This is a genomic window from Micromonospora sp. SCSIO 07396 (assembly GCF_053667945.1).
Map to the genome: position 1 here is coordinate 603,651 of NZ_CM132210.1, position 13,183 is coordinate 616,833.

General features: G+C 73.1%; 13 protein-coding genes and 1 pseudogene. 7 read left to right on the forward strand and 7 right to left on the reverse strand.

Translation table 11 applies throughout. The features are described 5' to 3' along the window. Positions 1 to 13 precede the first annotated feature (13 nt). Positions 14 to 1,381, reverse strand: coding sequence for an MFS transporter (locus ACWCHM_RS02790; RefSeq protein WP_204958107.1), 1,368 nt, complete (start codon positions 1,379 to 1,381; stop codon positions 14 to 16). Between the two features lie 444 nt (positions 1,382 to 1,825). Beyond that, positions 1,826 to 2,914 (reverse strand): annotated as a pseudogene (locus ACWCHM_RS02795) (mechanosensitive ion channel family protein); the annotation flags it as partial. Positions 2,915 to 3,162: 248 nt separating this feature from the next. Here ACWCHM_RS02795 and ACWCHM_RS02800 point away from each other — a divergent pair. Further along, a complete protein-coding gene (locus ACWCHM_RS02800; RefSeq protein ID WP_204958108.1) occupies positions 3,163 to 3,708 on the forward strand; it encodes an HNH endonuclease in 546 nt (181 codons plus the stop codon). A gap of 87 nt (positions 3,709 to 3,795) precedes the next feature. Here the strand turns inward: ACWCHM_RS02800 and ACWCHM_RS02805 are convergent, their stop codons facing one another. From ACWCHM_RS02805 to ACWCHM_RS02815, 3 genes are all read right to left on the reverse strand, one after another. After that, positions 3,796 to 4,620, reverse strand: a complete 825-nt coding sequence (locus tag ACWCHM_RS02805; protein ID WP_454223001.1) for a class F sortase — start codon at positions 4,618 to 4,620, stop codon at positions 3,796 to 3,798. A 48-nt stretch (positions 4,621 to 4,668) separates the two neighbouring features. Then, entirely contained in the window at positions 4,669 to 5,193 is a 525-nt protein-coding gene (locus ACWCHM_RS02810) for a hypothetical protein (RefSeq protein WP_204958110.1), read from the reverse strand. Positions 5,194 to 5,280: 87 nt separating this feature from the next. Beyond that, complete coding sequence (locus tag ACWCHM_RS02815) at positions 5,281 to 5,742, reverse strand: Lrp/AsnC family transcriptional regulator (protein ID WP_204958111.1); 462 nt, start codon at positions 5,740 to 5,742, stop codon at positions 5,281 to 5,283. A 146-nt stretch (positions 5,743 to 5,888) separates the two neighbouring features. On the opposite strand from ACWCHM_RS02815, the gene ACWCHM_RS02820 reads away from it, so the two are divergent. The 3 genes from ACWCHM_RS02820 to ACWCHM_RS02830 are packed head-to-tail and all read left to right on the forward strand — an operon-like array spanning position 5,889 to position 7,492. Beyond that, positions 5,889 to 6,791 carry a tryptophan 2,3-dioxygenase gene (locus tag ACWCHM_RS02820; RefSeq protein WP_204958112.1) on the forward strand — a complete coding sequence of 301 codons (903 nt, stop codon included), beginning with the start codon at positions 5,889 to 5,891 and terminating at the stop codon, positions 6,789 to 6,791. Positions 6,792 to 6,848: 57 nt separating this feature from the next. Further along, complete coding sequence (locus ACWCHM_RS02825) at positions 6,849 to 7,067, forward strand: type II toxin-antitoxin system VapB family antitoxin (RefSeq protein WP_088646603.1); 219 nt, start codon at positions 6,849 to 6,851, stop codon at positions 7,065 to 7,067. Next, complete coding sequence (locus ACWCHM_RS02830) at positions 7,064 to 7,492, forward strand: PIN domain-containing protein (RefSeq protein WP_421490327.1); 429 nt, start codon at positions 7,064 to 7,066, stop codon at positions 7,490 to 7,492. The genes ACWCHM_RS02825 and ACWCHM_RS02830 overlap by 4 nt, the downstream gene beginning before the upstream one ends. A 64-nt stretch (positions 7,493 to 7,556) precedes the next feature. Here the strand turns inward: ACWCHM_RS02830 and ACWCHM_RS02835 are convergent, their stop codons facing one another. Beyond that, the gene (locus ACWCHM_RS02835; protein WP_454223003.1) at positions 7,557 to 8,492 is read right to left on the reverse strand and encodes a poly(ethylene terephthalate) hydrolase family protein; all 936 of its coding nucleotides are present in this window, start codon (positions 8,490 to 8,492) and stop codon (positions 7,557 to 7,559) included. A 389-nt stretch (positions 8,493 to 8,881) separates the two neighbouring features. On the opposite strand from ACWCHM_RS02835, the gene ctaJ reads away from it, so the two are divergent. Both ctaJ and ACWCHM_RS02845 read left to right on the forward strand, forming a co-directional pair. Next, a complete protein-coding gene (gene ctaJ / locus ACWCHM_RS02840; RefSeq protein WP_435872827.1) occupies positions 8,882 to 9,184 on the forward strand; it encodes an aa3-type cytochrome oxidase subunit CtaJ in 303 nt (100 codons plus the stop codon). Beyond that, positions 9,171 to 9,584, forward strand: coding sequence for a DUF5130 family protein (locus ACWCHM_RS02845; RefSeq protein ID WP_204958113.1), 414 nt, complete (start codon positions 9,171 to 9,173; stop codon positions 9,582 to 9,584). Before ctaJ ends, ACWCHM_RS02845 begins: the two co-directional genes overlap by 14 nt. 177 nt (positions 9,585 to 9,761) lie before the next feature. Here the strand turns inward: ACWCHM_RS02845 and pepN are convergent, their stop codons facing one another. After that, positions 9,762 to 12,308 carry an aminopeptidase N gene (gene pepN, locus ACWCHM_RS02850; protein WP_421490528.1) on the reverse strand — a complete coding sequence of 849 codons (2,547 nt, stop codon included), beginning with the start codon at positions 12,306 to 12,308 and terminating at the stop codon, positions 9,762 to 9,764. Between the two features lie 223 nt (positions 12,309 to 12,531). Here pepN and ACWCHM_RS02855 point away from each other — a divergent pair, with 223 nt between their 5' ends. Then, positions 12,532 to 13,155 carry a mycothiol-dependent nitroreductase Rv2466c family protein gene (locus ACWCHM_RS02855; RefSeq protein WP_204958114.1) on the forward strand — a complete coding sequence of 208 codons (624 nt, stop codon included), beginning with the start codon at positions 12,532 to 12,534 and terminating at the stop codon, positions 13,153 to 13,155. Positions 13,156 to 13,183 lie beyond the last annotated feature (28 nt).

The following is a 13,183-nucleotide window of genomic DNA, read 5'->3' on the forward strand; positions in this document are numbered from 1 at the left end:
GCCCACCGGCCGATCACATCACAGCGTGCCGCCGGGGGGCCCGCTCCCCGGGCCGGCGCGTCGCCGACCCGGGCCGCCCGCCCGCCGGTGACCCGGTGCCGGCGTTAGCCAGGTCGGCGGCCTTCACGGCGGCGTCGACGGTCGCCCGGTCCGGCCAGCGCAGCGCGGTGAACAGCATCAGCAGCACCCCGGCGGCGCTCCACACCCCGACCACCACCGGCACCGAGAACCGGTCGGCGAGCATGCCGGTGACCAGCACCGCACCACCCTGGATCACCTGGATGCCGGTGGCCATCACACCGAAGGCGCGGGCCCGGTAGCCGTTGGGCAGGGCCCGGACGAACAGCCCGTTCGCCGTCGGGATCAGGCCGGCGACTGCGAAGCCGCAGGCCGCCGCGAGCAGGGCGACCACCACCGGGGGCGGGTTCAGCAACGCCGGCACCAGGGCCAGCGGGGCGAGCACCGCCAACGGTCGCATCAGGGTGAGCCGGCCGGCGGGCGAGACCAGCCGGCCGACCAGCAGGCCGCCGACGATGTATCCGACCGGGTTGGCCGCCATGATGACGGCCTGGGCGGCACCCGAGTCCAGGCCGTTGCCGGAGCGTTCGCCGGCCCACGCGGCGGCCAGTCCCTCCGGGACGATCGAGAAGAGCATGGCGCTGAACACGAGCAGGCTGATCGCCCGCAGCACGGGGGTGCCGAAGACGATCCGGAACCCCTCGCCGGTCTCCCGCAGCAGGTGGGTCCGGTGCGCCGCACTCAGCGTCGGCTCCCGGTCGTGCACGCCGAGCTGGACGAACAGGGCGGACAGCCCGAAGGTGGCCGCGTTGAGCAGCAGCGCCGCCGTCGGGCTGACCGCCGCGACCGCCGCGCCGGCCAGGTAGCCGACCACCTGCGCGGCCTGGCTGGCGCTGGCGTTGAGCGACAGCCCGAGCACCAGCCGGTCGCCGGTGAGGATCGCCGGCAGCAGCGCCGAGCGGGCCGCCTGGCTCGGCGGGTTGGCCAGGGTGGCGGCGAACAGCAACGCGAGGATCGCCCAGACCGGCAGGCCGGGCAGCACGATCAGGACGGTCAGCAGCATCCGGATCACGTCGCAGGTCACCATCACCCGCCGGTGCCGGTACCGCTCGGCGAGCGCGGCGAGCAGTGGACCGCCGACCAGCCACGGCAGGTAGCTGACCGCGAACGCGGCGGCGGACAGGGCGACGGAGCGGCTCTCCTGGTAGACCAGCACGGTGACGGCGGCCTTGGCGACGTAGTCGCCGACCCAGGACAGGACACTGGCGGCGAAGACCGCCCGGAACTCCCCCTGCCCGAACACCTCACGGAAGGTGGCCGGCCGGTCCGGGGCGGGTCGCTCGTCGGACACCGTCGCCTCCATCGTGCCCCGGCACCGGCCACTTGTGATGGCCCGGCGGGGCCCCGTCGTCAGATTCGCGGATCAGCGATGACGTGATCACGCTCCCGGGAACGCGTGCACCGGATTCTGCCCGATCGTCTGACAACTGACTAGGGCGAACGGATTGATCGTCGCATGCCCGACTGAACGAACGGACGATACCCGAGGGGCCGCCCGGCGCGCGAGCCCCGACCATCGGGCCGGTTCACGCGGGCGTGAGCTGCGGTTTCAGCTCCCCCCGGCCCGTCCGACGCCGGTACCGCCGGGGCCCGTCGGGGTGCCCGGAGCCGTCGAATCCGTCGGGGCGGCCGGCCCGGTCGGGCCGGCCGCGGTGACGGTGCCGGCGGTCGTCGGGGCGGTCGGGTCCGCCGGGCCGACGCCGGTGGAGCCGGCGGGGGTGCCGGCGACCGCAGGGCTGGTGCCGGTGGTGGTCGGGCCGGTGCCGGTGCTCATGCCGACCGGCGGCAGCCCCGGATAGAGCCGGGCCGCCGCGATCCGCGCGGTGATGCCCGAGTTCTCCAACGCCTCGGCGAGCCGGCGGCGCAGCTCCCGGCCGACCGCGAACTGGCCGTCCGCCGTGGTCTTGACCACCGTACGGATCACCGCACCGTCGACGGTCACCTGCTCCACCCCGAGCACCTCGGGCGGCTCGACGATCTCGGCGGACAGCTCCGGGTCCACCGCCACCGAGGCGGCGGCCGTCCGCAGCACCGCGTTGGCCTCCTCGGTGCCGGCGAACCCGATCGGCAGGTCGACCACGACCAGCGCCCAGCCCTGGCTCTTGTTGCCCACCCGGATGATCTCGCCGTTGCGGATGTACCAGAGCACCCCACGACCGTCGCGGACCGTGGTGACCCGCAGCCCCACCGACTCGACCACCCCGGTCGCCTCGCCCAGGTCGACCGTGTCGCCGACGCCGTACTGGTCCTCGATCAGCATGAACAGCCCGGCGATCAGGTCCTTCACCAGACTCTGCGCGCCGAAGCCCAGCGCCACCCCGGCGATGCCGGCGCTGGCCAGCAACGGGGCCAGGTCGAAGCTGAACTCGCGCAGGATCATCAGCAGCGCGATGCCGAAGACGAACGCGGTGACCATGCTGCGCAGCACCGAGCCGATCGCCTCGGCCCGTTGGCGACGCCGTTCGGGGACGAACTCGCTCGGATCCAGCGTGCTGCTGGGTACCCGCTCGCGCAGCGGACGCAGCAGCGTGGGCACCGCCCCGTGCGCGGTGGTGCGGACCAGCCGGTTGATCGTCCGGTGCAGCGCCCACCGGGCCACGAACGCCAGCAGCAGGATCAGCACCACCCGCAGCGGCTTGAGCAGGATCCAGTAGCTGCCCTCGGCGAACCAGGCCGACCCGGTCACCCGGTACAGGTACTCGCAGGAGGTGCTGCCCAGACAGTCGGCACCCGAGCCGCCCCCGGAACCCGGGCTGCCGCTCGGGGCCGGGCTCGGGGCGGCGGACAGGACGACTGACGACAGGCTGACGACGCTCACCCTGTCTTCGTACCGCAGGGGGCCGGACGGCCGGCGGCCGACCCACCACGCCCGTGATCGTACGGTGCCGAACCGGACATCTTCCTACACCGCGCGGAGGGTTCCGCGGGTACCCCGGATTAGTGCGTGCAATCGTGGGTCCGATCAGGGACGATTGGCACAACGGACGACGGTGATCCCGCCGGAGTCGGTCGTGGCCCGCCGCTGCCCGGGGCCCGGCCGGCGCTGCCAGCGGTGGGAGCGGCTGGACCGGGAGGGTGAGCACGATGCCTGACATACGACCCACGGTGGGCTCCGGCGCGCTGGTCCTCAACGCCACCTACGAGCCGCTGTGTGTCGTGTCCGTGCGTCGCGCCGCGATCCTGGTGCTCTCCGCCAAGGCCGTCTGTGTCGCCGACGGCGACGGCATCCTGCACAGCGCCCACGATGCGCTCCCCGTCCCCTCGGTGGTGCGGCTGACCCGGTTCGTCCGGGTGCCCTACCGCACCCACGTCGGGCTCTCCCGCCGGGCGATCTTCGCCCGCGACGGCAACCGCTGCGCCTACTGCCGGGGCCCGGCCGAGACCATCGACCACGTCTTCCCGCGCAGCCGTGGGGGCCGGCACGCCTGGGAGAACGTGGTCGCGGCGTGCGCCCGGTGCAACCACACCAAGGGCGACAAGACCCCCGCCGAGCTGGGGTGGCGGCTGCACAGCCTGCCGGCCGCCCCGAAGGGCAACGCCTGGCGGGTGCTCGGCCACCGCGCGCCCGACCCGCGTTGGGCGGACTGGCTCGACCTGCGGGAGCCGCTGCGCGAAGCCGAGGCCGCCTGACTGCTGCGCGGGGCCGCTGACCGCTGCTCGGGGCCGGGGCCGCCTGACCGGGCGTGGCCGACGGGGGCGCTCGGGGCCCGGCGCGGGTCAGCGGGCCCGGACCAGGGTGGCGTACACCACGACGTTGTCGGCGTAGCCGGTCCCGCCGCCGATCCAGCGCCCGCCGCAGGTGATCAGCCGCAGGCCGGGGCGGCTGAAGTCGCCGAAGATCTCGTCGACCGGCAACCGTTCCTTGCCGTACCGCTGCACCTGGTCGACCTCGAAGACGGCCACCCGGCGATCGGCGCGGGTCACCTCGATCCGGTCGCCGTCGCGCAGTTCCCGCAGCCCGTGGAAGACCGCCGGCCCGGTGGTGGTGTCCACGTGCCCGACGATCACCGCCGGACCGTACTGGCCGGGGGTGGGGCCCTGGTCGTACCAGCCGGCCTCCTGGGCGCGGGCGGCGGCCGGGACGTCGATGCTGCCGTCCGGGGCGATGCCGACCTGGTGCACCGGGGCCCGCACGTCGATCCGGGAGATGGCGATCTGGGTCGGCGGGCTGCCCGAGAGCACCGGGAACCGCTTCGGCGGGGGACGCAGCCCGGCGACGAACCGGTCCGGCAGGACGCTGATCCCGGTGACCCGCTCCACCCCGAGCATCGCCACGATCAGCAGCATCACCGCGGCGACGGCGAGCACCGGCAGGCCCGGCCCGGACCCGGCGAGCCGGCCGCCGAACGCGGGGCCGCGCGGCACCGGGCGTACCGGACGCGCCTGGGTGACCGGGTCGGTGGTGGTCACGCTGGCGGAGAACGCCTGGCCGGCGACCCGGCGGAAACGCCGGGCGGCGCGGCGGGTGCGGGCGGCGATCAGGTGGGCGGCACGCCGGCTGCCGGCGGCGACCCGGACGGTACGCCGGGCCGCCGCCCGCAACCGGTGGCCGGCCGGCCGGGAACGGGTGCGGGCCATGACGACAGGTGGTCAGGCGCCGGGCCGGGTCCGCCGGCGGTTGCCGCCGAAGACGCCCAGCCCGGCCGCCACGGCCATCACCGCCAGGCCACCGACCAGCAGCAGCGAACCGCTGCCCCGGTCACCCGCCGTCCCGCCGCCGCCGGTTGCCGGGCCCTTGCTCGGCTGGGCCATGTTCAGCACGGTCAGCATGGTCGAGGCGGTGTTGCCGTTGGCGCACCGCAGGTCCACCGGATAGTCCCCGGGCTGCTTGTTGCCCGGGACGGTGACCGCGCCGGTGAGGAAACCGTTGTCGGGTCGCAGCACCACCCGCCCGAAGGCGTCCGAGTGCACGGTGGCCTGCTGGTTGTTGGCGTTGTCGCAACTCGCCCGGACGTTGACCCGGGTGCCGGCCTGCGCGGTGTTCGGCGTGACCTCGACGAAGGTGTTCTCCCCGGCGCGCGCCGGGGCGGCCGCCGTCAGGACGAACACCCCGACCAGGGTGAGCACCGCCAGTACGGCGTGGACGGCACGACGGTGCAGAGTGAGCCCCCGCATGATTCCCCCCTCCCGGCGACGGTTCGCCGGAATCCTGCGACGGGTGTGCGGGGCTGCATTCCCGCTGGCCCGGGGGCAAACCCGGAGTCAGGCCCGCCCGGGGTCGGTGGCGGGCGGCAACGGGGTGACCGGATGCCACCGCAGCGGACTGGAGAGCACCATCGTGCTGGACGGCTGTCCGTACGGGGCGAGCCTGTCGATCACCGCCTCGAACTGCCCGATCGAACCGGCGGCGACCTTGAGCACACTGCACGCGTCGCCGGTGATCCGGTGGATCTCCTGGATCTCCGGCCAGTCGGCGACGTTCGGGTCGTGCAGGATGCACCGGGGGCCGTAACAGGACATCCGGATCAGCGCCACCACGGGACGGCCGGCGCGGGCGAGGTCGACGTGCGCGTGGTACCCGGTGACCACGCCTGACTCCTCCAGCCGGCGGACCCGTTCGGCGACCGCCGGTGGGGACAGGTGCACCCGCCGGGACAACTCGCTGTACGACAGCCGCGCGTCGGCCTGCAACTCGCGCAGCAGGGCCCAGTCCATCTCGTCCACGCGCCTACCTTATCTTCGGCAGGTCAACCCGGCGAAGCGCCTTCCGTTCGTGAAGTGACAGCCGCTCAGCTCCATCGAAGCGGCATTCCACCACGGGTACGTGACGGGAGATCATGTTCGGACAGCCGAACCGGAGGGGCGAGACGGTGGAACAGACGGACCTGCGGGCGCACACCCCGGACCCGGTGGTACGCCCGGCCACCCCGCAGCAGCGCCGGGCCCGCGCCGCCCGCAACGGCGGCGAGCCCACCCTGGAGTTCGCCGACCGGACGCCCTACGACGCGTACGTGCACGCCAGCACCCTGCACACCCTCCAACAGCCGCTGAGCAGCGACCCGGGCGAGATGTCCTTCCTGATGGTCAGCCAGATCATGGAGCTGTACTTCGGGCTGACCTGCCACGAGCTGCGCCAGGCCCAGCGTGACCTGCGGGCCGACCGGGTGTGGGCGGCGCTCGCCCCGCTGCGCCGGGCCGCCCTGCACCTGGAGGGGCTCAACGCCGCCTGGCGTGGGCTGCGCTGGATGACCCCCGCCGACTTCAACCGGTTCCGCAACCTGCTCGGCGAGGGCTCCGGCTTCCAGTCCGCGATGTACCGCCAACTGGAGTTCCTGCTCGGGCTGCGCGACCCGGCGCTGATCCGTCCCTTCCGCCGCCAGGCCCAGATCTACGACGACCTGCGCGCGGCGCTGGCCGCGCCGAGCCTCTGGGACGACGTGATCGCCCTGCTCGACCGGCACGGACACGAACTGCCCGCCGAGCTGCGCGACCGGGACGTCGCCGTCGAGCACCTGCCGCACCCCCGCATCGAGGCGGCCTGGGTGGCGGTCTACGACGACGACGGGCCGGACAACCACCTGCGGCAGCTCGGCGACGCGCTGGCCGACGTGGCCGAGCAGTTCGGCGACTGGCGCTGGAACCACGTCAAGGCCGTGCAGCGCACCATGGGCGCCAAGGTGGGCAGCGGCGGGTCGGCCGGGCTGGCCTGGTTGCAGCGCAGCATGTCCCGGGTGGTCTTCCCCGAACTGTGGTCGGCCCGTACCGCGATGTGACCCGCCGATGACCGACAGTTCTTATATATGGCCCGCTCGGGGGTATATCATCTGCCGATGAAAACTGTCATCGATCTCGACGATGAACTGCTCGAACGGGCCCGCCTCGAACTGGGCACCAAGAGCAAGAAGGACACCATCCATGCTGCGCTCCGGCTGGTGGCGGAGCGCAGCGAGCGGCTGGAGGCCGTTCGCGAACTCCTCGCGATCGACCGCGACTGGACGGGTCTGCTCGAAGACGACAAGACACCCCGGGGCACCCGGGACGCGGCGTGACCACACCGGTCGGTCTGTACCTGATCGACACGTCCGCCTGGGGACGCCTGCGCCAGCCGCCCGTCGGCAAGCGCATCGCGGCGCTCCTGGTGGAACGGCTGGCGGCCACCTGTCTGCCGCTCGACCTCGAAGACGGACGGAGCGCCCGCGATGTCCGGGACGCGATGGCGATGCGGGCCCGCCGGACGGAACTGATGATCGATCTGCCGATCACTCCGGCCGTCGCCACCCGGGCACGTGATCTGCAACTGGCGTTGACCGCCCGTGGGCACCACCGGGCGGCCAGCCCGGTGGACGTCGTGGTGGCGGCTGCCGCCGCCGAGTATTCCGCCACCGTGCTCCACTACGACCGTGACTTCGACCTGCTCGCCGAGGTCGGCGGTCCGCGCTCGGAGTGGGTGGCGCCCCCGGGCACGCTGTCCTGATCCGCCGTGCCCCACGGGTGCGGCCCCGCCGCCGGGTGGGGCGACGGGACCGGCCGGTACGCGGTCAGGAGTGCGGGCAGGTGTCCCGGTACTCCTCGATCGCGCTGCCCCGGGGCGCGGGGCAGAGGAACTGCTCGTAGCGGGTGTCGTCGTCGACGAACCGCTTCAGCCAGGAGATGCTGTACTTCGCCACGGTGACGTTCGGTGAGGTCGGCGCGGAGTGGCCGGCCGCGTTCAACTCCAGGTAGGCCTTGTCCAGGCTCGCCGGCATGCTGGTGTAGAACGGCTCCGAGTGCGACGCCACCGGAGCGGTCGAGTCGTTCTCCGCGCCGATCACCAGCGTCGGCACCCGTAGCGACGACCAGTTCTTGACGGTGTGCCAGCCGGTGAGCGGGATGGCGGCCTGCAACGCGGGCCTGGTGTTCGCCGCCGACAGGCTGCCGCCGCCGCCCATCGAGTGCCCCATCACCGCGAGCCGGTTGCGGTCGATCCGGGTCCGCACGGCGCTGCTGCCGGCCAGGTAGTCCAACGCGGCCAGCAGTTGGGTGCCCCGGGAGGCCGGCTGGTCGTACACGGAGAGGGTGTCGATGGTGATGACCACGAAACCCTGGGAGGCCAGCCGGGGGCCGAGCCAGGCGACGCTGGACTGGCTGGCGGTGTAGCCGGGGGAGATCGCGACCGCGCCGAAGGTGCCCTCGGCGGTGCTGGTCGGGTAGTAGATCGTGCCACCCCGGAACCCGCTCACGGCGGACGCCGCGACGGTGCTCTGGGCGATGGCGAACGGGCCCCGGGTGGCCTCGATGCTGGCCGTCGTCGGGGCGGGACCCCGCTCGTACGGGTTGGCGGCGGACGCCGCGACCGGCCGGACGTCGACGGGCGCGGCGGGCGCGGCGACCGCGCTGCCGCCGACCAGGGCGAGCGCGAGCAGCGGGCGGGTGACCAGTCGGGGCCAGGGCCGGCGGGACCGGGGCCGGGTGGGGTGGGGGTGGAGGGCAGGCACGGGTTGCACGGGGGGCTCCCTGCGGGTGGGTGGACCGGAATCGATCGAAAACGTCCGATCGGTACGGGCCATCCTCCGGGTCCCGGCACCGAGACCGGCAATCCCGGCCGGGTCATGTCAGCGGAATATGGGGCGGACGCCACACCCGTGCCTGTCGTGTCGCCCCGGCGCGATCGGGTGCCGAACCGGCAGGATGGGACCGGGTGACCCGACTCGTCCCCGCCGTGGGGCCGCTGGAACACTGGAGTGACAGGTGGGATCGGCACCCCGCAGGCTCGCGGGGCGTCGGCTCCGCTAACGTGAATGGCAGCGGAGTCGGGAGCACGGTGTCACGATCGTCCACCCGACCCGGAAGCTCTGGTCTCTCTTACCGCCTGGGGGCGTTGGGATTGTCTGTCACTGACACGTTGCTGATCTTCGTCGGCATCCCGGCGGCGGTGGTGCTGGTGATCGTCGGGCTGGTCTACGCCGCCAACCACGGCAGCGGCGGCGGCGCCAAGCGCTACCGGCCGGGCCGACGCTTCGACTTCACGCCGGTCTGGTTCCTGGGCCGCCCGGAGCAGCTGGCCGACTCGGCCGGCACCGCCCTGGCCGCCGGTGCCCAGGCGCCGGCGCTGACCAGCCACAAGCAGCAGCAGGCCGGCATCGAGGCGCCGGCCGGTGGAACCGGAGGCGCAAGTGACCGTTGGTGAGCAGGTGGCCGAGACCGGTACGGGCACCCCGCCCGAGGTGCTGGACGGGCCGTTCTCGACCCGGCAACTGCTGCGCATCGACGAGGCGCTGCGCCTGGCCGACCAGGGCAGCGGCCTGGTCTTCTCGGTCTACGTCGGCGGCCTCGACGAGCCGGTCCGGGAGCACGCCGAGCGGCTGCACCGCCAACTCGCCGAGCCGGACCGGTCGGTGCTGATCGCCGTGTCGCCCAACCAGCGTCAGCTGGAGGTCGTCACCGGCCGGTACGCCCGCAAGCGCATCCCCGACACGTACGTCAAGCTGGCCGCGCTGTCCATGGTGGCGTCCTTCGGCGGCGGGGACCTGGCCGGCGGCATCATCCAGGGCCTCGACCAGCTCGCCAGCCACGCCGGCCGGGCCTGAGCCCCGCCGCCCGTCCCGACCGTCCGGAGCCCGGCCCGCACCACGCGGACCGGGCTCCGTCGCGTCCACGGGTTCCCGGCGTGCACCGGCACCCCCGCGCCGGGCCGGCACCGCAGCACGGCCCGGGGCCGGCGTGGGCTCGCACCCGCGCCGGCCCCGGGCCGGTCCACCTCGACGTCAGCTGCTGCGGGCGTCCCGCGCGCGGGCCTTCAGCGCCCGGACCACCCCGTCGCGCCCCTCGGCCACCAGACGGCGCAGCGAGGCCGGGTGCCCGTCGCCGGCCAGCCACGCGTCGGTCGCCGCCACCGTCTCCTCCTCGACCAGGTACGCCGGGTACGCCAGCTGCACGAACTCCTGCGCCGGCTCGCTGTCGCGCTGCGCCCACACCTGCGCCACCGTGGCGAAGTACCGCTCCCGGTACGGCGCGGTCAGGGCGACCTGCGTCGGGTGGGTCAGGCCCTGCAACAGCGCCCGGTTACGCCAGTTCGGCAGCGCGTCCGGGCCGGTCAGCAGGGACCACACCGACGCCTTGTTCGCCTCGGTCGGCACCAGCGCGTGCGCGTACGCGGCCTCCCGCTCACCGGAGGCCGTCCGGTCGCCGGCCAGCTCCGCCTCGATCTCGGCGGTGCCGGCCGCCCCCTTGGCCACCAGCGACTGCAGCACCGTCCAGCGCAGCTGGGTGTCGATGGTCAGGCCCGCCGGCACGTCGGTGTCGGCCAGCCAGCCGCGCAGCGTCGCCAGGTCCTCGTCGGCGCGGGCCGCCGAGGCGTACGCCCGGGCCCAGGCGAGCTGGAAGCCGCTGCCCGGCTCGGCCGCCGCCAGCGCGTCCTTCGCGGCCCGGGACAGCCCGGCCCAGCCGGTCGGGGCCCAGGCCGGGTCGGCGTAGAAGATCAGCGCGGTGCTGGCCTGCCGCAGGGTGGCGGTGACCAGGTTGATGTCGGTCTCGGCGGGCAGCCCGGCCAGCACCAGCGCCACGTAGTCGCGGGTGGACAGCTCGGCGTCGCGGACCATGTCCCAGGCCGCCGTCCAGCACAGTGCCCGGGCCAGCGACGAGTCGAAGCCGGCGATGTGCTGCACCACGGTCGCCATCGACCGTTCGTCGAGCCGCAGCTTGGCGTAGGTCAGGTCGTCGTCGTTGAGCAGCAGCACGTCGGCGGCCGGCCGGCCGTGCAGCACCGTCAGTTCGGTCACCTCACCGGTGACGTCCACCTCGACCCGCTCCCGGCGGACCAGCCGGCCGTCGGTCAGGTCGTACAGGCCGACGCCGATGCGGTGGGTGCGCAGCGTCGGGTGGCCGGCCGGGGCCTCCTGCCGGACCAACACCCGCTCGTAGCCGCCGTCGGCACCGATGGTCACCTCGGGACGCAGCGTGTTGACCTGGGCGGTCTCCAGCCACTGGGCGGCGAACTTGCGCAGCTCCCGGCCGGAGGCCGTCTCCAGCTCCGACAGCAGGTCGTCGAAGGTGGCGTTGCCCCACGCGTGCTTGCCGAAGTACGCCCGCAGCCCGGCCAGGAACGGTTCCTCACCGACGTACGCCACGAGCTGCTTGAGCACGCTGGCGCCCTTGGCGTACGTGATGCCGTCGAAGTTGACCTCGACCGCCTCCAGGTCCGGCATCTCGCAGTAGACCGGGTGGGTGGAGGAGAGCTGGTCCTGCCGGTAACCCCAGTTCTTGCGGATCGACAGGAAGGTCGTCCACGCCTCGGAGAACCGGGTGGCGTGGGTGTTGCACCAGTGGCTGGCCCACTCGGCGAACGACTCGTTGAGCCACAGGTCGTTCCACCAGCGCATGGTGACCAGGTCGCCGAACCACATGTGGGCCAGCTCGTGCAGGATCGTGTTGGCCCGCTGCTCGTACTCGAAGTCGGTGACCTGCGAGCGGAACAGGTAGTGCGACTCGGCGTGGGTGACGCAGCCGAAGTTCTCCATCGCGCCGGCGTTGAAGTCGGGCACCCACAGCTGGTCGTACTTGGGCAGCGGGTACCGCACCCCGAACTGCTCGTGGAAGAAGTCGAAGCCCTGCTTGGTGATCAGGAACAGGTTGTCGGCGTCCAGGTGGGGGGCCATCGAGGCCCGGCAGAAGACGCCCAGGTCGATGCCGTCGTGACTGTCCCGCACCTCGTGGTACGGCCCGGCGCACAGCGCGGTGATGTAGGTGCTCATCCGCGCCGAGGTGGTGAAGTGGACGGTCTTGAGCCCCGCGCCGGCCGGTTCCTCCCGGTCGACGGGCATGTTGGACACCACCCGCCAGTGCGCCGGGACGGTGGCGTGCCAGGTGTAGACGCTCTTCAGGTCGGGCTGGTCGAAGCAGGCGAAGACCTTCTGCGCGTCGGCCGTCTCGAACTGGCTGTAGAGGTACGTCTCCCCGTCGACCGGGTCGACGGTGCGGTGCAGGCCCTGCCCGCTGTTGGAGTAGCCGAAGTCGGCGTCCACCACGAGCACGTTCTCGGCGGCCAGCCCGGTCAGCGTCAGCCCCTTGTCGGCCGACCAGCCGGCGAGGTCCACCGGCTCGCCGTTGAGCGTCGCCGCGCGCACCGACTCGGCGGCCGTCTCGATGAAGGTGCCGGCGCCGGGTTCGGCACAGCGGAACCTGACCTCGGTCACCGACCGGAACGTGCGGCCCTCGGCCTGCACCGCGGTTGACAGGTCGAGGTTGATGTCGTACCCGGTGACCTCCAGCAGGCGGGCCCGCTCGGTGGCCTCGACCTGGGTCAGGTTGCGCACTCCTGGCACTTTCGTCTCCATCCCACTCTCGCCGCCCTCCGGCTGCGCCAGCCCCTGCCGGCCGCTCGTGGCGGCGACCCGAGCCGAGTCTTCCATGCACCGACCCTGCGGTGGTCGACGTCACGCTCTCATTCCGCTACCGATCGATGCCGTTCGGGGTGAGGATCGACGGGTAACCGCGCCGGGTCCGCCGGCGTGCCTGACGTCACGAAGGGATTCCACCGTGACCGAACGTGTCGCCGTCGACATGTGGTTCGACCCGCTGTGCCCGTGGGCCTGGATCACCTCCCGTTGGCTGCTGGAGGTCGAGCAGGTCCGGGATGTGGACATCAGTTACCACGTGATGAGTCTCTCGGTCCTCAACGAGGGCCGGGAGCTGCCCGAGCAGTACCAGGAGATGATGAAGCTGGGCTGGGGGCCGGTCCGGGTCTGCATCGCCGTGGAGCAGGCGCACGGCGGCGCGACGCTGGCGAAGCTCTACACCGCCATGGGCACCCGCATCCACCTCGGCAAGGAGCAGCTGGGCCGGGAGATGATCACCGCGGCGCTGGCCGACGTCGGGCTGGACCCGTCGTTCGCCGACGCCGCCGACTCCACCGAGTACGACGAGGCGCTGCGGGCCAGCCACGAGGCCGGGATGCGCCCGGTCGGCACCGACGTCGGCACCCCCGTGGTACACGCCCCCGGCCCGGACGGCGAGAAGGTCGCCTTCTTCGGCCCGGTCATCACCCCGTCGCCCAAGGGTGAGGCCGCCGGCCGGCTCTGGGACGGCGTCCTGCTGGTCGCCGGCACCCCCGGCTTCTACGAGCTGAAGCGGTCCCGCGAGCTGGGCCCGATCTTCGACTGACCGTCACCCCGGTGGGGCCCGCGCCGAC